Source organism: Thiohalobacter thiocyanaticus, assembly GCF_003932505.1.
GTDB classification, from domain to species: Bacteria; Pseudomonadota; Gammaproteobacteria; order Thiohalobacterales; family Thiohalobacteraceae; genus Thiohalobacter; species Thiohalobacter thiocyanaticus.
The window spans coordinates 1,511,326-1,529,267 of sequence record NZ_QZMU01000001.1 but is presented as its reverse complement, the minus strand read 5'-3'; the positions used below and the strand labels follow the sequence as shown (position 1 = coordinate 1,529,267).

Below are 17,942 nucleotides of genomic sequence, written 5' to 3'. Positions count from 1 at the left end.
AACACACAAAGAAATAAATAATGCGAGATGACTGAATGGATATGGAGAATACAGGTAAACGGCCCGAAGCCGGTTCCCGGATTCCGTCATTCCGGCGCAGGCCGGAATCCAGACTGCCTGGCAGGGTCGCGAACCTGGATGCCGGCCTGCGCCGGTATGACGGGACCCTGTGGTTCGTTCTGCTGGGCCTGGTTCTCGTCATCAGCGGCTGCGCGACCCCCCAGCTGCGCGGCACCGGCGACCTGGGCCTGGTGATCGAGCGCGCCACCGGTTCGGTGCTGGTGGTGGACACCACCGAGCATGAGAAGCTCGCCCGCATCACCGGGCTGGGCGATCTGTCGCACGCCTCGGTGGTGTTCTCGCGCGATGCCCGCTACGCCTACGTCTTCGGCCGCGACGGCGGCCTGACCCGGGTGGACATGCTCAGGAACGAGATCGTCGGCCGCACGGTGCAGGCCGGCAACGCCATCGGCGGGGCCATCTCCCAGGACGGGCGCTGGGTGGCGGTGTCCAACTACGAGCCGGGCGGCGTGCGTATCTTCGACGCCCGTACCCTGGAACTGGTGGCCGACATCCCGGCCGAGTACGGTGATGGCCAGCGTTCCAAGGTCATCGGCCTGGTCGACGCCCCCGGACAGCGCTTCGTGTTCAGCCTGTACGAGGCCGGCCAGACCTGGGTGGTGGAATTCGCCGACCCCGCCAATCCCGTCATCCATAAATTCACCGGCATCGGCCGCCTGCCCTACGACGCCCTGCTCACCCCCGACGGACGCTGGTACATCGCCGGCCTGTTCGGCGAGGACGGCATGGCGCTGCTGGATCTGTGGGATCTGGAGGCCGGCGTGCGCCGTATCCTGCCCGATTACGGCAAAGGCGAAGAGAAGTTGCCGGTCTACAAGATGCCGCATCTGGAAGGCTGGGCGGTGGCCGGCAATCTGGCCTTCGTGCCCGCGGTCGGGCGCCATGCGGTGCTGGTCGTGAACATGAATACCTGGGAGCAGGTCGGCACCATCCCGGTGCACGGCCAGCCGGTGTTCGTCATGGCCCGCCCCGACGGCCGCGAGGTATGGGTCAACTTCGCCTATCCCGACAATGACCGCATCCAGGTCATCGACACCCGTGAGCGCGAAATCATCGACACCCTGCAGCCGGGTCCGGGTGTGCTGCACATGGAGTTCACCCCGCGCGGCGGCGAGGTCTGGGTGTCGGTGCGCGACGCCGACGCCCTGGTGATCTACGACACGGCCAGCCGTGAGGAGCGCGCCCGGCTGGAGGCGGAAAAACCCAGCGGTATCTTCTTTACCGACCGCGCGCACAGGATCGGTCTGTGAGGTGTGACATGAGAGAAGCCAACGCAGAATACAGTGAGCTGGAGCGGCGCCTGCTGAACGACTTCCAGCGGGACCTGCCCCTGTCGCCCACGCCCTACGCCGACATGGCCGCGCGTCTGGGCGTGGACGAGCAGACGGTGCTGGAGACCCTGGCCGGGCTCCAGGCGCGCGGCGCGATCAGCCGGGTCGGGCCGGTGTTCCGGCCCAACAGCATCGGCGTGAGCACCCTGGCCGCCATGGCCGTGCCGGCCCCGCAGCTTGAACAGGTGGCCGCCTATCTCAATGACCTGCCGCAGGTCAATCACAACTATGAACGCGAGCATGAATTCAATCTCTGGTTCGTGGTCACGGCCGCCGACCGCGACGAGCTGGACGCCGTGCTCGACCAGATCGAGGCCTGGAGCGGCTGCCCGGTGCTGGACCTGCCCATGCTGGAGGATTACTTCATCGACCTGGGCTTCGACCTGAACTTCGATCAGCGGGGGAGGCGGCAATGAAAATGCATCCGCTCAGACTTGATGGCAAGGATCGCGCCCTGGTGGCCCTGATCCAGCAGGGCCTGCCGCTGGTCCCAAGGCCCTTTGCCGAGCTCGGCCGGCGCATCGGCATGACCGAGGAAGAGGTCATGCAGCGAATGGGCAAGCTGCGTCTCGCCGGCGCCATCAAGCGCTTCGGCGTGGTGGTGCGCCACCGCGAGCTGGGCTACCGTGCCAACGCCATGGTGGTGTGGGACGTGCCCGAGACCGATGTCGCCGGGCTGGGCAACTGTCTGGCCCGCTATCCCTTCATCACCCTGTGCTACCGCCGGCCGCGGCGGCTGCCGCACTGGCCCTACAACCTGTTTACCATGATTCACGGTCAGTCGCGCGGGGCCGTGTGCGGCAAGCTGGCCCAGGTGATCGGGGAATGCGGCCTGCACGACATCCCGCATGAGATCCTGTTCAGCCGCCGCCGCTTCAAGCAGTGCGGGGCCCGGTATTGCGAGCCGGTCTCCGAGCGTGCCGGGGTGCCGGCATGAACGCGGCGCTGCAGGAACTGAGCCTGCTGGATCGGGCCATCATCAACCGGCTGCAGGACGGCATCCCGGTGTGCGAGGCCCCTTACGCCGAGCTGGCCGGTGAGCTCGGCACCGACGAGACGACCCTGCTTCGCCGGCTCCAGGCGCTGAAGACTGCCGGTTACCTGAGCCGCATCGGACCCATGTACAACGTCGAGCGCATGGGTGGCGCCTTTACCCTGGCCGCCCTGCAGGTACCGGACGCCCGCTTCGACGAGGTCGCCGGCATCGTCAATGTCTTCCCGGAGGTGGCGCACAATTACCGGCGCGATCACGCCTTCAACATGTGGTTCGTGGTCGCGGTGGCGGAGGCCACCGATATCGCCTCTGTATTGAGCCGCATCAAGGCGGCGACGGGCCTTGAGGTCTACAACTTCCCCAAGCAGGAAGAGTTCTACCTGAGGCTGAAATTCGATGTCTGAAGCACTGGCAAAGGCAACCTCCTTGAATAACGGCGATCTGGAGCGCCGCCTGATCGAACTGACCCAGGCCGGCCTGCCGCTGGTGCCGCATCCCTATCATGCGCTGGCCGACCAGCTGGGCGTGACCGCCGATGAGGTGATGGCAACCTTCCGCGCCATGCAGGCGCGCGGTGTGGTGCGCCGTATCGCCGCCGTGCCCAACCATTACCGCCTGGGCTTCCGCGGCAACGGCATGTCGGTATGGGATATCCCCGATGCGCTGGTGCGCGAGGTAGGCCGCGAGGTCGGTGCCCTAGACTTTGTCAGTCACTGCTACATCCGTCCACGCGCATTGCCCGACTGGCCCTACAACCTGTTCGCCATGGTCCACGGCCGCAACCGCGATGCCGTGCACGAGCAGGTGGCGCAGATCGCCGGAATGCTGGGTGAGCGGGTGCGCAGTTATGACGTCCTGTTCAGCACCGAGGTGCTGAAGAAGACCGGCTTCCGCGCCTCTGCGCACTCTGTGTCAACCCCGCCGAACCCAAAAGGTGAATGAAATGTTCCGGATAACACGCTATCTGCAGGCCCTGAAAGACCCCAAACCCTTCCGCCCGGCCGGCAAGCCCTCCGGACCCGTGGTGATCTGGAATCTGATCCGGCGCTGCAATCTGGCCTGCAAGCACTGTTATTCCATTTCCGCCGATACCGATTTCCCCGGCGAGCTGGATACCCGGCAGGTCTATGACGTGATGGACGACCTGCGGGCCTACGGCGTGCCGGTACTGATCCTGTCCGGCGGCGAGCCGCTGCTGCGGCCGGATATCTTCGATATCTCCAAACGCGCCAAGGCCATGGGCTTCTACGTGGGGCTGTCCACCAACGGTACCCTGATCGATGAGAGCATGATCGAACCGATCAGAGAAGTCGGCTACGACTATGTCGGCATCAGTCTGGACGGCATCGGCGAGACCCACGACTATTTCCGGCGCAAACAGGGCGCCTTCGCCGAGGCCCTGCGCGGTATCCGTCTGTGCCGCGAGGCCGGCATCAAGGTCGGCATGCGCATGACGCTCACCCGCGACAATGCCCACCAGCTGCCCGAGGTGGTCCGGCTGATGGAAACCGAGGGAGTGGAGAAGTTCTATCTCTCGCACCTCAACTACGGCGGGCGCGGCAACCGCAACCGCAAGGACGACGCCCACCATCGCATGACCCGTGAGGCCATGGACTATCTGTTCGACACCTGCTGGGACTACATCGAGGCGGGTCAGCCGCGTGAGTTCGTCACCGGTAACAATGATGCAGACGGGGCCTGGCTGCTGCGCTGGGTGCAGCGCCGCTTCCCGGAGCAGGCCGGCTACATGGAGCAGTTGCTGCGCGACTGGGGCGGCAATGCCTCCGGGCGCTGGATCGCCAACATCGACAACCTGGGCGAGGTGCACCCGGATACCTTCTGGTGGGACTATCCCCTGGGTAACGTCAGGCAGCGACCCTTCTCCAGGATCTGGGAGGACACCTCCGACCCCCTGATGGCCGGCCTGAAGCAGGCGCAGCGCCCGCTGGAAGGTCGCTGTGCCGAGTGCCGCTACCGCGGCATCTGCGGCGGCAACACCCGGGTGCGTGCCTGGCAGCTCACCGGCAACCCCTGGGCCGAGGACCCGGCCTGCTATCTGGACGACGGCGAGATCGGGGTGGCGGATGCCGGCGAGCGATTGGCGGTGACGCCCTATAAGCGTTCAACGCAGAGGCGCAGAGACGCGGGGATCGCCAAGGAATACAGAAAGGGAAAGGTGTTCATCCCGGTCGAGCCGGTTTGAGGTTTGAGTGTGGTGGTATTGAAGCCTCGGATAAACACGCATAAATGCAACGAATGATCAAAGCAGGCTGGAATAGGCGTAGCGTTCCCGGTATGACCGGTCGGGGCCGGAAACAGGCCTTGCAGCGCCTGTTCCGGCCTGCACTCTGGCTCATTATCTTTCATATCCGTGTTCATCCGTGTTCATCCGTGGCTGGAATCCTCAGCAGTATCCTCTTGCTATCCAGCTTCATTCCCCAGGCGTACGCCGAAGAGATCACCGTGCCGGAACTGTACCGCCAGCACTGCGCCGAATGCCACGGGGACAACCGCCTCGGCGGCATGGGGCCGGCGCTGCTGCCTGCTGTGATGCGGCGGCTCGAACCGGAGCAGGCGGTGGGGGTGATTGCAGAAGGGCGGCCGGCTACGCAGATGCCGGCTTATGGCGACAAGTTGTCGACGACCGAGATCCAGGCCCTGGTCGATTACATCTTCACGCCGCCGGCGACCATGCCGGCCTGGAGTGAGTCGGCCATCGAGACCACGCACAGGTTGCTGGTCCCACGGGACTCCCTCCCGGTCGCGCCGGTCCATGAGGCCGATCCGCTCAACATGTTCGTGGTGGTGGAGTTGGGTGATCATCATGCCAGCATCCTCGACGGCGACAGCTTCGAGGTGCTGAAGCGCGTGCCTACCCGCTATGCCCTGCATGGCGGGCCCAAGTACTCACCGGACGGTCGCTTTGTCTATTTCGCCTCGCGCAACGGCTGGATCGCCAAGTTCGACATGTACAGTCTGCAGTACGTGGCCGAGGTGCGCGCCGGCATCAATACTCGCAACCTGGCGGTCTCGGCCGATGGCCGTTATGTAATGGTGGCCAATTATCTGCCCAACAGCCTGGTGCTGCTGGACGCACGGGATCTGCGGCTGCTGCGGATCTTCGAGGTGGCGGATGATCACGGCAACGGCTCGCGCGTGAGTGCGGTCTATGACGCTCCGCCGCGCCAGAGCTTCATCGCCGCACTCAAGGATATCCCCGAGGTCTGGGAGATCCGCTATGCCGACAATCCGCTGCCGGTATACAAGGGTCTGATGCACGACTACCGCATGGAGGAGGGTGTGATCGACCGCGGCCCCTTCCCGGTGCGTCGGATCAAGCTGGACGACTACCTCGACGACTTCTTCTTCGATCAGAGTTATACCCATCTGATCGGCGCGGCTCGCAACGCCAGCAACGGCCAGGTGGTCCATCTCGATGTGGGCAGAAAGATCGCCGAGCTGGAACTGGACGGTCTGCCGCATCTGGGGTCAGGCATTACCTGGGAATACCAGGGTCGTACCGTGCTGGCCACGCCGCATCTCAAGAAAGGCGAGGTCAGCATTATTGATATGGAGAACTGGAAGACCATCAAACGGATCAAAACCGAAGGCCCCGGCTTTTTCATGCGCAGCCACGAGAACACGCCCTATGCCTGGGTGGATGTCTTCTTCGGCCCGAACCGCGACAAGGTCCATATCATCGACAAGCGCAGCCTGGAGATCGTCCGTACCCTGCGGCCCGAGCCCGGCAAGACCGCTGCCCACATCGAATTCGATCGCAATGGTGAGCACGCCCTGCTCAGCATCTGGGACAACGAGGGGGCGGTGATCGTCTATGACGCGGAAACCCTGGAGGAGGTCAGGCGCCTGCCCATGGTCAAGCCCTCGGGCAAGTACAACGTCCACAACAAGATCACCCGTTCGGCGGGGACGAGTCATTGAATTCCAGGTGTCAGGTTCAGGTGCCAGGGCCGGGGAAAACAGAATCCGTGACAGGGCGTTGACGCTTCGGCCCCTTCTCCACTCCTCGACATCCCGCCGACCGGAACTATATTCGGGGCAGTGGCACAGGAGGCTGTATGCCCGAGAATATTTTCGTCGTCGGTGCCGACGCGTTCAACATGCGCAAGATGCGGAATCTGAATATCGGCACCGAACACAGGATTCATGAGCTGCTGTCATTCGATGAGGTCAAGGGAGGCGGTTATTACCCGGTCGAGGAATGCCTGGCCCTGGCCGAACGGCGTCTGAATGCCTTCGAGGGTTCGATCGACGCCATTGTCGGTTACTGGGACTTTCCAGTGACCGTCATGGTCCCCATCCTCTGCCACCGCCGCAATCTGCCTTCGCCCTCGCTGGAAAGCGTGCTGCGCTGCGAGCACAAGTACTGGAGCCGGATCGAGCAGCGCAAGGTCATCCCCGAGTTCACACCGCCTTTCACCGAGGTGGATCCTTTCGATGACGCCGAGGTAAACAATATTGAACTGCCCTATCCCTTCTGGATCAAGCCGATCAAGGGCACGGATTCGCTATTGGCCTTCAAGGTTAGGAACCGGCAGGATCTGCGGGAAGCGATCGGCGCAATCCGGGCCGGGATCCGCCGCATCGCCGAGCCGTTCGATCACATCCTGTCCCACGCGCAGCTGCCGGAGGAGATCTCCCGGGTCAGGGGGCATCACTGCATTGTCGAGGCGTTGATCCCGGGTCGGCAATGCACCGTGGAGGGTTATGTCTGCCACGGCAGGCCCTGGCATCACGGGATTGTCGATTCCATCAACTACCCGAAGCGCTCCTCCTTCCTGCGTTATCAATATCCCTCCTCTCTGCCGAAGCGGGTCAAGGACAGGCTTGGTGAGGCGACCGGCAGGCTGATGCGGCATCTGGGCTATGACAATGCCACCTACAATGTCGAGTATTTCTATCAGCCGAACAGCGGAAGGATCGGATTGCTGGAGATCAATCCGCGACTGTCCCAGTCACACAGCGATATGTTTGAAAAGGTGGACGGTGCCTCGAATTTCCAGATCATGGTCGAGTTGGCGCTGGGCCGGGAGCCCGACTTCCCCCTGCGGCAGGGAAAGTACGGGTGCGCCGCCAAGTTCCATGTACGGGTGTTCGAGGACGGCATCGCCACCCATGTGCCGGATCGCCGGGAGGTCGAGGCGATAGAGCGGCAGTTCCCGGGGACCCTGATCGAAATCAGGATAAAACCGGGCATGCGACTGTCGGACCTGATCGAACAGGACAGCTACAGCTACGATATCGCCCATATCCATGCCGGGGCGGAGAACCAGAAGGCGTTGCTGGAGAAATACAACCGGATCCTGGAGGCGCTGAACTTCGAATTCGCGCCGGTCGACGCGGTGGAGGCCGAGTCGCCGGAAGTGCCGGGGATTGCCGTGCGCTGAGCTCCGATCAGGTCAGCCCCTCGGCCCGGTCCTCCAGCGCATCCCGGTCGTGGATGGTCACCTGGGCCCCTTTGATGCTGAGTATTCCGCTGTCCTGCAGGTTGCGCAGGATGCGCGAGAAGGTTTCGGGCTTGACCGACAGCCGCGAGGCCATCACCCCCTTGGGGATGTCCAGGCGGAACTGGTCTTCGTCCTCCGGGGCCATCTTCAGCAGGTAGCTGGCCACCCGGCAGGTTCCGCTCTGCAGGCTGAGGTTGTCGATCTCGGCGATCAGGCCGCGCAGGCGCTGACTCATATCCCCCATGAGCAGGAAGCAGGTGTCGATGGAGTCGCGCAGCATGGCGGCGAAATCGCGCGAGTCGATGGAGACCAGCTCGGACGGCACCAGGGCGGTGGCGTTGACCGGGTAGGCCGGCCCCTCCAGGAACATCAGCGCCTCGGCGAAGGTGTTGCCGGCGCTGACGATATCGATGACCTTCTCATTGCCCTCGGGCGAGAGCCGCGAGAGCTTGATCTGGCCGGAAACCACATAAAAAAAGCGGTCGGCCGGGTCGCCCTGAGCGAACAGCGGCTGGCCCTCGTCCAGTTTGAGCAGCCGCGCTCGCTGGGCAGCCCGGTCCAGCTGGGCCGGTGTCAGGCGGGCGAACAGCAGATGCTGCTGCAGGTGGTGTTTCAGTTCATCACTCAAATTCGGCTCCTTGGCGGATCCCGGGATGCCGCTTGATGAATATCAAGGTGGCGTACTGGGTTATTTCGTCTAATTTTATCTAGGATCGGATCAATCAGGAGGCCCCGCCCATGTCGCAAGTCTTCACCAAGGCAATGGCACGCAACATCTTCTATGGTGGCAGCGTGTTCTTCATCCTGCTGTTTTTGGCACTGACCTTCGATACCATCAAGGTCCTGCCTGAGCGGGACAACCGTGCAAACCTTACCGAGAAGGTGGCCCATGGTAAAGCGGTCTGGGAGGAAAACAACTGCCTGGGCTGCCATACGCTGCTGGGCGAGGGGGCCTATTATGCGCCCGAGCTCGGCAATGTGTACAAGCGCTTCGGCGAGAGCAAGGAGGCCATCAAGGCCTTCATCGCCAGCCGGCCGGTGGAGGGAATTCCAGGGCGGCGCAGCATGCCCCAGTTCAACCTCAGCGAGGAGGATGGACGCGCTGGCTGAATTCCTCAAATACACCTCCGAAATCAATACCGCCAATTGGCCCCCGAATATCCAAGGTTAATCAGGTCAGGAGAGCCGAGTCATGCTGCAATACAAATCTCAAGCCGTCGCCAAACCCTACTTCATCGCGGCCATCGCTCTGTTCATCGGGCAGATCCTGTTCGGCCTGATCCTGGGCCTGCAGTACGTGATGGGGGACTTCCTGTTTCCCGAGATCCCGTTCAACGTGGCCCGAATGGTCCACACCAATCTTCTGATCGTCTGGCTGCTGTTCGGCTTCATGGGCGCGGCCTACTACCTGGTCCCTGAAGAGGCCGAGACCGAGTTGCACAGTCCGGGGCTGGCGATACTCATGTTCTGGATCTTCCTGATCGCAGGGGCGCTCACCGTGCTGGGCTACCTGCTGGTGCCCTATGCCCGGCTGGCGGAGCTGACCGGTAACCATTTATGGCCAACCATGGGCCGGGAATTCCTGGAACAGCCCACCATCACCAAGGTCGGTATAGTGGTCGTCGCCCTGGCCTTTCTCTACAACGTCGGCATGACCATTCTGAAGGGACGCAAGACGGTGGTCAGTCTGGTGCTGCTGATCGGCCTGGTGGGCCTGGCGGTACTGTTCCTGTTCGCTTTCTACAACCCGGAGAACCTGGTCAAGGACAAGTTCTACTGGTGGTGGGTGGTGCACCTGTGGGTGGAAGGCGTATGGGAGCTGATCATGGGCGCGATCCTGGCCTTTGTGCTGATCAAGCTCACCGGCGTGGACCGCGAGGTGATCGAGAAATGGCTCTATGTCATCATCGCCATGGCGCTGATCACCGGCATCATCGGTACCGGCCATCACTACTTCTGGATCGGCACGCCCGAGTACTGGCAATGGTGGGGATCGATCTTCTCGGCGCTCGAGCCGCTGCCCTTCTTCATGATGACGGTGTTCGCCTTCAACATGGTCAACCGCCGCCGCCGCAACCATCCCAACAAGGCAGCCATGCTGTGGGCGCTGGGCACGGGTGTGATGGCCTTCCTCGGCGCGGGCGTGTGGGGCTTCCTGCATACCCTGGCGCCGGTGAACTACTACACCCACGGCTCCCAGATCACCGCGGCGCACGGCCACATGGCCTTCTACGGGGCCTATGTGATGATCGTGCTCACCATCATCTCCTACGCCATGCCCATGCTGCGCGGGCGTGAGGCCGCCAACAGCAACCGCTCGCAGGTGGTGGAGATGTGGTCCTTCTGGCTGATGACCGTGTCCATGGTGTTCATCACCCTGTTCCTGACCGGTGCCGGCATCCTGCAGGTCTGGTTGCAGCGCTACAGCGATGATCCGCAGCCCTTCATGGTGGTGCAGGAGAAGATCGAACTCTTCTACTGGATGCGTGAAGTGGCCGGGGTGATATTCCTGATCGGCCTGGTGCTGTATGTGATCAGCTTCTTCGTCGGCCAGCGTCAGCCCGAGGCCAGCGCCAAGCCGCTGCCGGCCGTCAGCCCGGCCGAGGCGTGAGGGGGGACGGCGCATGCACGCTGTGGCGGAAGCCATGACCGGGAGGCCGGACAGTTTTCCTCTCCCGGAGCGCAGGGCACAGGGAAGTGCCGCCGGGGCCGCGCAGGAACGCGTGGCCTGGCCGCCGGGCGATCTGGCGATCTGGATCTTCATCCTGGCCGAGCTGGCGGTGTTCGCGATCTTCTTCGCCGCCTATGCCTTTGCCCGGATGGGGGAGCTGGAACTGTTCGTCACCTACCAGCAGACCCTGGACACGAACCTGGCGCTGATCAACACCCTGGCGTTGATCACCAGCAGTTATTTTGTGGTGCGGGCCGTGGGCCGGATCCGTGCGGACGATGCCGGCGGCTGCATCCGCTGGCTGGCCGGTGCCCTGCTGCTGGGCGGGGTCTTCCTGGGCGTGAAATCGCTCGAATACGCCCACCTGTTCGGTGAGGGTGTCAGTCTGTCGACCAACACCTTCTACACCTTCTATCTGTCCCTGACCTTCTTTCACTTCATGCACGTGGTCATGGGTATGGTGATCCTGGCCGCGGTGGCGGTGAAGGCCGCACAGGGCCATTACAGCCGCGAGGTGCACACCGGCGTGGAGACCGGGGCCTCCTACTGGCACATGGTGGACCTGGTCTGGCTGATCCTGTTCCCGCTGGTCTATGTGATGTGAATGGAGCAAGAAATGACCGCGATTCGTCCCGAAACCCTGGTCTGGTTGCTGCTGGTGGCCCTGACCCTGCTGACCTGGGGTGTCGGCCAGGAGGGGTTGAACGGTCCGGCGGTGTCGCTGGGCCTGCTGGGCGTGGCCCTGTTCAAGGGGCACCTGGTCGGCGACTGGTTCATGGGACTGCGCCGGGTGCGCGGCCCCTGGCGCTGGGTGATCGCCCTGTGGCTGCTGCTCCCGGGCGGGCTGATTGCGCTGGCCTTCCTGCTGGCGGCTCGCTGATATCAAATACACGATAAGACACAAGCCGAGGTAAACCCGATGGACACACAAGTTGCAGCACGGATATCCACCGAGGACGGCCTGCCCTTCTATCTGCCGCAGGGCAATGAAGTGGCCCTGTTCGAACACGCCCACCGCCACCGGCTGCCCATGCTGATCAAGGGGCCGACCGGCTGCGGCAAGACCCGCTTCGTCCAGTACATGGCCGCGCGCCTGGGCCGTCCGGTCTACACCGTGGCCTGTCATGACGATCTGACCGCTGCCGACCTGGTTGGCCGGCACCTGATCGGCGATGCCGGTACCTACTGGTGCGACGGCCCCCTGACCCGCGCCGTCCGCGAGGGTGCGATCTGCTACCTCGACGAGGTGGTCGAGGCACGCAAGGACACCACCGTGGTGCTGCACCCGCTGACCGACGACCGCCGCATCCTGCCCATCGAGCGTACCGGCGAGACCCTGCAGGCACCGCCGGGCTTCATGCTGGTGGTGTCCTACAACCCGGGCTACCAGAATCTGTTGAAGGGCATGAAGCCCAGTACCCGCCAGCGATTCGTGGCCGCCAGCTTCGACTTTCCGGCCCCGGAACAGGAACAGGCGGTGATCCAGGGCGAGACCGGCATCGACAGCAGGCGCGCCGGCCTGCTGGTGCGCCTGGCCGGCGCCCTGCGCGCGCTCAAGGACCACGATCTGGAAGAGGCAGCGTCCACCCGGCTGCTGGTCTATGCCGCCACCCTGATGCAGGGCGGCTTCGATGTACGTGAGGCCTGCCGTGCCGCCCTGGTTGAACCCCTGAGCGACGACGAGGATACCATCACTGCCCTGATGGAGGTGGTGGACGCGAGTCTGCCGGGGGAGTGAGGGGGTGAGGAGTGAGGAGTGGCGGGGTATAGTGGTTTCTACTCACTCCTGACTCCTGACTGACAACACCTATGACGGCATCTACACAGACCGGACAGCGCCTGGCCATCGCCGCCGAGGCCCTGTACCTGGTGAACCTGCTGCTGGTGCCGGGGCTGGCCTTCCTGATACTGGCGCTGCTGTTCCTGCGCCGCGAGCGGGCCGGGGAGCTGGCCCGCAATCACCTGGAACAGGCCTTTGCCGCCAGCTGCTGGGCCGGGGTGCTGCTGATCGGGGTCGGCGGCGCCATTGTGCTGATCGGGGATATCGAGGGCATGATCACCTGGGTGGTGGGCATCATCTACCTGGTCTGCATGCACGCCACCCTGGTGCTGCTGGGTGTGCTGGGCCTGGCGCGGGCCCTGTCCGGGAAAGCATGGCGCTATCCCGTGGTGGGCTGGCCGTTCCGATGACAGGTGAGTAGGTTGAGATCATTTGTGATGGAGTTTTGTTGATTCGGAAATGAAACCGTTACTGTCCAGAACGAACTACCAGCGTCGCCGGGCCCTGACCCAGGTCGGCTTCTTCGTGCTGTTCATCCTGGCACCGCCGCTGGATATCTTCCGTTTCGACCTGACCCTGGGCCATTTCATCCTGTTCGGCCAGCCCTGGACCCTGGGCATCGATGAATTCCGCGAGGGACTGATCGGCCCCGGCCAGGCCGCGCTCAATCTGATCCTGCGCGGCTTTGTGCCGCTGTTCGGCGGTGCGGCTCTGTTCATCTGGATCGCCTGGCGCTGGGGCCGGCTGTACTGCGGCTGGTTGTGTCCGCACTACTCGGTGGTGGAGCTGGTCAACGGCCTGATGCGCCGCGCCAGCGGCAGGCCCAACCTGTACGAGAAGCGCAAACTGCCGGAGTGGCTGCCCAACGGCACCCGCATCAGCCCGAACAGCCGTTACTGGCCGCCGACCCTGATCACGGCCGTGGCCTTCGCCTTCATCTGGGCCCTGACCCTGCTGACCTACCTGCTGCCGCCGCAGGAGATCTATCACAACCTGCTGCACGCGGAACTGACCCGCAACCAGTTCATCTTCCTGACCGCAGCGACGATCGTGCTGAGCATCGAATTCATCTTTGCCCGCCACCTGTTCTGCCGCTTCGGCTGTGCCGTGGGCCTGTTCCAGAGCCTGGCCTGGATGGGTAACAACCGGGCGATGGTGGTCGGCTTCGACACCCGCCGGGCGAAGAGCTGCCAGGACTGCAACAACGCCTGCGACAACGCCTGCCCCATGCGGCTGAATCCGCGCACGATCAAGCGCAAGATGTTCACCTGCACCCAGTGCGCCGAATGCATCTCCGCCTGCACCCAGGTGCAGGCCCCCAAGGGGCAGCCCTCGCTGCTGCAATGGGTGAGCGACGAGGCGGCCCTGCCGGTGGTCACGGGCAGACCGGTGAAGACACGGCCTGCACCCGGACAGATGCCGCCGCCCGACCGGGTGGAGGCCGATTCCTGCTGCTGTGGTTCCGGGGCCTGTGGGGGCTAAATGAATCGGAGGTCGGGTTACGCCCTGACGTGCTACCCGACCTACATATCGCCTTCGCGCGCCTTCTTCGCCTTTGCGGTTTTGAGTGTTTTCGCATTTGAGACGCATCAAGGCGCCGGCAGTCGATCCAGCAGACACTGTAATCATCCGCCCATCGGAGCAAGGCAATGGAAGAACATGTCGGCCAGCTCTGGCACCGGCTGATCACCCGGGCCGCCCAGCAGCGCCACCCGCAGGCCGCGGTGGCGCTGGAGGAGGTGGCCACGCCCATCGGTGTTTTCTTCCGCGCTCTGGGCGGTGACGGCGGACTGCAGGTGCAGCCGGCCGAGGCCACCGATTACCGCGGCCGGCGCAGCCTGCTGCAGCGGGTGGCGGGCAGCCAGCGCAAGGTGCGCCTGGCCTGGCGCGACGAGCAGGCCCTGCGCCTGCCGCCGGCCATCGACTGGTTTGCCGATCCCGGGTTGAACCGGGATCTCTATTTCTGGCTGGCCGCGTTGGCGGCCGCTCCGCATGACCTCGCCAGTCACTGGGTGCTGCGCAACCAGCGGCTGTGCCGGGTGGCCCTGGAGCGTTTTCCGGGTCTGCGTCCGCGCTACCAGCGTCTGCTTGAGGCCCACCTGGCGCAACGGCCTGACCCCGGGCGACTGCCTGTGATCGAGGCGGAGCAGGAACGTCTGCTGCGGCAGGCCCTGCGCGAGCCGGGCTCGGTCGAGGCCTTTCCCGACGCCCGCCGTGAACCCTGGCCGGTGCCCCTGTGGCTGCATCCCTCTCCGCCGGTGTTCGCAGCCGCAACCGCCGCCGACCCGGGCGAGGGCAACAATGCCCACGAGGGCGGCCAGAAGGAGCTGGAGAACGAGGGCCGGCGCCGGGCCGAGCGGGTGAACAAACCGCAGGAGGACCGCGGCCTGGTCACCATCCGCATGGAGAACATCTTCAGCTGGAGCGAATACGTCAAGGTCGACCGCAGCACCGATGACGAGGAAGACCTGGACCAGGCCGCCGATGCCGCCCGCGACATGGACACCCTGTCCGTGACCCGTGACGACAAGCCGGCCAAGGGGCGGCTGAAGTTCGATCTCGATCTGCCTGCCGAGGCCAATGACGATACTGTACTGACAGACGGCCTGCTGCTGCCGGAGTGGGATCATCGCAAAGGCGTGCTGGTGCCCGACCACTGCCGCATAAGCACGCTGGGCGCGGTCGACGTGGCGCCGGTGGAACTGCCCGAGCACCTGCGCCGCACCGCGCGGCGGCTGCGCAACCAGTTTTCCCTGCTCACGCCGGGACGTCAGTGGCTGCGGGCCCAGCCCGACGGATCCGAGATCGATCTCGATGCCTATCTGCGCTATGCCGGTGACCGCCAGGCCGGCATCCAGGCCCATGCCGATGGCCTGTTCCGGGACCTGCGCCAGAACCGCCGGGACCTGTCCTGCCTGCTGATGGCGGATTTGTCGCTGTCCACCGACACCTGGATCGACAACGACATGCGGGTGATCGACGTGATCCGCGACGCCCTGTTCCTGTTCGCCGAGACCCTGAACTCGGTCGGCGACCCTTTCGCCCTGTACGGCTTCTCCTCGCGCAAACGCGATCCGGTGCGGGTGCACCAGCTCAAGGATTTCGGGAGCCGCTATGACGGTCGTACCCGGGCCCGGATCCAGGCGATCAAGCCCGGTTACTATACCCGCATGGGCGCGGCCATCCGTTATGCCACCCGGGAGCTGGCGCGTCAGGCCACCGAGACCAAACTGCTGCTCCTGCTGACCGACGGCAAGCCCAACGACCTGGACCGCTACGAGGGCCGCTATGGTATCGAGGATACGCGCCAGGCCATCATCGAGGCCCGGGCGCAGGGGCTGCAGCCCTTCTGCGTGACCATCGACGCCAAGGGCAACGACTACCTGCCCTACCTGTTCGGACGGCGCGGCTATGCCGTCATCCACCGGCCGTCACAGCTGCCGCGCACCCTGCCCGTGCTCTATTCCCGCCTGACCGCGGCCTGATCAGAGAAGCATGCCGCAAGCCGCGAATGAACGCGAATACACGCAAATAAATCCAATTGCACTGGTGTAGGTCGGGTTAGCCCGGCAGGGCGTAACCCGACACAAAGGATGCAGGACGGGATAAGCATGGCGCTCCCGGTGTTTCGATGCGGTGTCGGAAACGGGCCTGACGTCCCTTATTCCGGCCTACGAGCTGCGCTTTGCACAGTCGGTTTTATTTCCGTGCTTTCCGTGTATTCCGTGGCGCTCTTGACGCCCCTGATCACCCCGGCTTGCCGTCTGCCCGCGCGCGCACCAGCACCGGCGCATAGACCCACACGAAGGCGGCGAAGGCGCCGATCCAGAGCAGTCCGGACAGCATCACCCACAGCGTGTAGTGTCCGGGCAGCACCAGCGGCGGGAACACCCGCACCAGGGCGCCGAGGTTGAGCAGGACGAAGCCCAGGTTGGTCAGCCGCGACGACTGCATCATGCGTCCGGTGTGGCCCAGGGCGACGCGCGCCATCATGCCCAGGGTGAAGCCGCCGATCACGCCGATGGTCAGCGCATGCAGGGCCAGATTGGGTGCCAGCAGTCCGAAGCCGGCCAGGCCCTTGAGCAGCAGTCCGCCGACGACCCAGGCATAGGCCACGTACAGCACCAGCAGGATGGGCAGCGAACCGATCCCCGGTTTGATCCAGCCGGCGACCCGCACGGCCTGCACCAGGGCGGCCGCCAGTGCCATCACCCCCGCGGTCTGGGACCAGCCGGCCACGTCGGCGGCCAGCATCCCGAGCAGGGTGAGAAAGGTCGCCAGTTCGATGACGCGGCTGCGCCGGCACTGGCTGCAGGCCAGTACCGCCTCGGTGAAAAAGGGCAGTACCCGGCCGGAGATCATCAGGATCAGCAGCAGCACGGTGTCCAGCATCAGCAGCATGCCCGACCGGGCGGTGCCGGCGCTCAGCCCCAGGGCCTGGAGGTGCATCAGGGCATTGGCGACGAACATCACACCGAGCAACAGCAGCAATACCCGATTGGCCTTGTTGGAACCGGCCAGGATGGGACGGACCAGGCTCAGCGCCAGTGCCGGCAGAAAGGCCAGGTCGACCAGGGCCAGCACCCAGCCGGGCAGGACGGGGACGAAGAACAGGACCCGTGCCAGCAGCCACAGCCCGACCAGTGCGGCCAGGGGCGCGCCGTTCAGGGTATCCACGCCGCTCCAGTTGCGCACCGCGGTCAGCAGGAAACCGGCGATCACGGCGGCGGTATAGCCGAACAGCATTTCGTGGGCGTGCCAGTTTATAACATCGAAATAGGGTGCAGGCGTCAGTGCGCCGGTCCAGACGCCGAGCCAGATCGCCATCAGTGCCAGTGCGGCCAGCCCGGCCCCGAGAAAGAAGGGCCGGAAGCCCAGCGCAAAGGGGGCCAGTGCCGGCTGGCCGGTATCCGCGCTGGGGCCGCGGGTCTGCGTCAATGCCATGGGTGTGTCCTTGCTGCCGGTAATACCTGAGTGCCATCCTGCGGTATCGAGTCTGGGCCCGACCTTGATATGGGTCAAGGCCGGCAGTCCGTTTGCTGCGGGATGCGGGCATAGCAAAAAGAAAAGAAGGGGCGGGATGGGGAGATCCCGCCCCCGGCACGATTGCCGATACCGACAGGTGCGCCGGCATCAAGGTGTCGTGACGACACCATAGCGAGGTGACCATGGCACGATATGCCTCTGGACGCGCAACAGCATGCCCCCGGCCGGGGCGCCTGGCATTGACTTTGGTCAAGCCCGCCGGCGCAGCGGATTCCTGCCAACACCATAGCGCATTCGGATTTTATCCCGAGGGGTTGGTTTTTTGCGTCGTCAGGGAATGACATCCCTTAAGGGATGTCGATCAGGCAGTTAGGAGGGGGCGACCATTTATATGTCTCCGAATGGCATCAGTATCAGGGGAGGGAGAGCAGTGTGGCGATGAGCAGGAAGCACGCTGGGACATGAAATCTCCTGTTATTCAGGCGGATACCGACGGCGGCACAGGCATTGCAGTGGTGGTGTGGACAAGGTGACTGCGTTTAACAGCTGCTTGCGAAAGCCGGAGAGGCTGTCCATGCAAACCGCAGCGGCAGTATTCGTAGGTCAGTTGTTCGCATGAGTGGATGGAAGT

The 17,942-nt window shown here is 64.1% G+C and carries 17 protein-coding genes and 1 pseudogene; 16 read left to right on the top strand and 2 right to left on the bottom strand.

Annotated elements, in window-relative coordinates:
• The first annotated feature begins 41 nt into the window (after window positions 1-41).
• From D6C00_RS07130 to D6C00_RS07095, 8 genes are all read left to right on the top strand, one after another.
• Window positions 42-1,331: a cytochrome D1 domain-containing protein gene (locus D6C00_RS07130; RefSeq protein ID WP_125181088.1), complete on the top strand. Its 1,290-nt coding sequence runs from the start codon at window positions 42-44 to the stop codon at window positions 1,329-1,331.
• Window positions 1,332-1,339: 8 nt separating this feature from the next.
• Window positions 1,340-1,828: an Lrp/AsnC family transcriptional regulator gene (locus D6C00_RS07125; protein ID WP_125181087.1), complete on the top strand. Its 489-nt coding sequence runs from the start codon at window positions 1,340-1,342 to the stop codon at window positions 1,826-1,828.
• On the top strand, window positions 1,825-2,349 hold the full coding sequence (gene ahbB, locus D6C00_RS07120; RefSeq protein ID WP_206609528.1) for a siroheme decarboxylase subunit beta: 525 nt from the start codon (window positions 1,825-1,827) through the stop codon (window positions 2,347-2,349). The genes D6C00_RS07125 and ahbB (D6C00_RS07120) overlap by 4 nt, the downstream gene beginning before the upstream one ends.
• Window positions 2,346-2,810, top strand: a complete 465-nt coding sequence (locus tag D6C00_RS07115) for an Lrp/AsnC family transcriptional regulator (RefSeq protein ID WP_125181086.1) — start codon at window positions 2,346-2,348, stop codon at window positions 2,808-2,810. The genes ahbB (D6C00_RS07120) and D6C00_RS07115 overlap by 4 nt, the downstream gene beginning before the upstream one ends.
• Before the next feature lie 22 nt (window positions 2,811-2,832).
• Window positions 2,833-3,348, top strand: a complete 516-nt coding sequence (ahbB, locus tag D6C00_RS07110) for a siroheme decarboxylase subunit beta (protein ID WP_241546817.1) — start codon at window positions 2,833-2,835, stop codon at window positions 3,346-3,348.
• Window position 3,349: 1 nt separating this feature from the next.
• Window positions 3,350-4,609, top strand: a complete 1,260-nt coding sequence (gene nirJ / locus D6C00_RS07105) for a heme d1 biosynthesis radical SAM protein NirJ (protein WP_125181084.1) — start codon at window positions 3,350-3,352, stop codon at window positions 4,607-4,609.
• 164 nt (window positions 4,610-4,773) lie between these two features.
• Window positions 4,774-6,348, top strand: a complete 1,575-nt coding sequence (locus D6C00_RS07100; RefSeq protein WP_399361216.1) for a cytochrome D1 domain-containing protein — start codon at window positions 4,774-4,776, stop codon at window positions 6,346-6,348.
• Between the two features lie 137 nt (window positions 6,349-6,485).
• The gene (locus tag D6C00_RS07095) at window positions 6,486-7,814 is read left to right on the top strand and encodes an ATP-grasp domain-containing protein (RefSeq protein ID WP_125181082.1); all 1,329 of its coding nucleotides are present in this window, start codon (window positions 6,486-6,488) and stop codon (window positions 7,812-7,814) included.
• 7 nt (window positions 7,815-7,821) lie between these two features.
• On the opposite strand, the gene D6C00_RS07090 is transcribed toward D6C00_RS07095, so the two are convergent.
• The gene (locus D6C00_RS07090; RefSeq protein WP_241546815.1) at window positions 7,822-8,502 is read right to left on the bottom strand and encodes a Crp/Fnr family transcriptional regulator; all 681 of its coding nucleotides are present in this window, start codon (window positions 8,500-8,502) and stop codon (window positions 7,822-7,824) included.
• A 110-nt stretch (window positions 8,503-8,612) separates the two neighbouring features.
• Here D6C00_RS07090 and D6C00_RS07085 point away from each other — a divergent pair.
• The 8 genes and pseudogenes from D6C00_RS07085 to D6C00_RS07050 all read left to right on the top strand — a co-directional run bounded on the left by D6C00_RS07085 (window position 8,613) and on the right by D6C00_RS07050 (window position 15,810).
• Window positions 8,613-9,045, top strand: a pseudogene (locus tag D6C00_RS07085) (c-type cytochrome).
• 24 nt (window positions 9,046-9,069) lie between these two features.
• On the top strand, window positions 9,070-10,485 hold the full coding sequence (locus D6C00_RS07080; protein WP_125182401.1) for a cbb3-type cytochrome c oxidase subunit I: 1,416 nt from the start codon (window positions 9,070-9,072) through the stop codon (window positions 10,483-10,485).
• A gap of 13 nt (window positions 10,486-10,498) precedes the next feature.
• Window positions 10,499-11,149, top strand: a complete 651-nt coding sequence (locus tag D6C00_RS07075) for a cytochrome c oxidase subunit 3 family protein (protein ID WP_241546814.1) — start codon at window positions 10,499-10,501, stop codon at window positions 11,147-11,149.
• 12 nt (window positions 11,150-11,161) lie between these two features.
• A complete protein-coding gene (locus tag D6C00_RS07070; protein WP_206609526.1) occupies window positions 11,162-11,425 on the top strand; it encodes a cytochrome C oxidase subunit IV family protein in 264 nt (87 codons plus the stop codon).
• Window positions 11,426-11,464: 39 nt separating this feature from the next.
• The gene (locus tag D6C00_RS07065) at window positions 11,465-12,283 is read left to right on the top strand and encodes a CbbQ/NirQ/NorQ/GpvN family protein (protein ID WP_125181079.1); all 819 of its coding nucleotides are present in this window, start codon (window positions 11,465-11,467) and stop codon (window positions 12,281-12,283) included.
• Window positions 12,284-12,354: 71 nt separating this feature from the next.
• Window positions 12,355-12,735, top strand: a complete 381-nt coding sequence (locus D6C00_RS07060; RefSeq protein ID WP_125181078.1) for a hypothetical protein — start codon at window positions 12,355-12,357, stop codon at window positions 12,733-12,735.
• Window positions 12,736-12,784: 49 nt separating this feature from the next.
• Window positions 12,785-13,807, top strand: a complete 1,023-nt coding sequence (locus D6C00_RS07055; protein WP_125181077.1) for a 4Fe-4S binding protein — start codon at window positions 12,785-12,787, stop codon at window positions 13,805-13,807.
• Window positions 13,808-13,974: 167 nt separating this feature from the next.
• Entirely contained in the window at window positions 13,975-15,810 is a 1,836-nt protein-coding gene (locus tag D6C00_RS07050; RefSeq protein WP_125181076.1) for a nitric oxide reductase activation protein NorD, read from the top strand.
• A 262-nt stretch (window positions 15,811-16,072) separates the two neighbouring features.
• Here D6C00_RS07050 and D6C00_RS07045 read toward each other — a convergent pair whose 3' ends face one another.
• On the bottom strand, window positions 16,073-17,269 hold the full coding sequence (locus D6C00_RS07045) for an NnrS family protein (protein ID WP_125181075.1): 1,197 nt from the start codon (window positions 17,267-17,269) through the stop codon (window positions 16,073-16,075).
• Between the last annotated feature and the right edge of the window lie 673 nt (window positions 17,270-17,942).

What these genes read in the sequence shown, in the direction of transcription:
- D6C00_RS07045 (WP_125181075.1), bottom strand. Translation starts at nt 17,269, where the DNA reads ATGGCATTGACGCAGACCCGCGGCCCCAGCGCGGATACCGGCCAGCCG.
- nirJ (WP_125181084.1), top strand. Translation starts at nt 3,350, where the DNA reads ATGTTCCGGATAACACGCTATCTGCAGGCCCTGAAAGACCCCAAACCC.
- D6C00_RS07050 (WP_125181076.1), top strand. Translation starts at nt 13,975, where the DNA reads ATGGAAGAACATGTCGGCCAGCTCTGGCACCGGCTGATCACCCGGGCC.
- D6C00_RS07055 (WP_125181077.1), top strand. Translation starts at nt 12,785, where the DNA reads ATGAAACCGTTACTGTCCAGAACGAACTACCAGCGTCGCCGGGCCCTG.
- D6C00_RS07130 (WP_125181088.1), top strand. Translation starts at nt 42, where the DNA reads ATGGAGAATACAGGTAAACGGCCCGAAGCCGGTTCCCGGATTCCGTCA.
- D6C00_RS07095 (WP_125181082.1), top strand. Translation starts at nt 6,486, where the DNA reads ATGCCCGAGAATATTTTCGTCGTCGGTGCCGACGCGTTCAACATGCGC.
- D6C00_RS07065 (WP_125181079.1), top strand. Translation starts at nt 11,465, where the DNA reads ATGGACACACAAGTTGCAGCACGGATATCCACCGAGGACGGCCTGCCC.
- D6C00_RS07070 (WP_206609526.1), top strand. Translation starts at nt 11,162, where the DNA reads ATGACCGCGATTCGTCCCGAAACCCTGGTCTGGTTGCTGCTGGTGGCC.
- ahbB (WP_206609528.1), top strand. Translation starts at nt 1,825, where the DNA reads ATGAAAATGCATCCGCTCAGACTTGATGGCAAGGATCGCGCCCTGGTG.
- D6C00_RS07125 (WP_125181087.1), top strand. Translation starts at nt 1,340, where the DNA reads ATGAGAGAAGCCAACGCAGAATACAGTGAGCTGGAGCGGCGCCTGCTG.
- D6C00_RS07075 (WP_241546814.1), top strand. Translation starts at nt 10,499, where the DNA reads ATGCACGCTGTGGCGGAAGCCATGACCGGGAGGCCGGACAGTTTTCCT.
- D6C00_RS07115 (WP_125181086.1), top strand. Translation starts at nt 2,346, where the DNA reads ATGAACGCGGCGCTGCAGGAACTGAGCCTGCTGGATCGGGCCATCATC.
- D6C00_RS07060 (WP_125181078.1), top strand. Translation starts at nt 12,355, where the DNA reads ATGACGGCATCTACACAGACCGGACAGCGCCTGGCCATCGCCGCCGAG.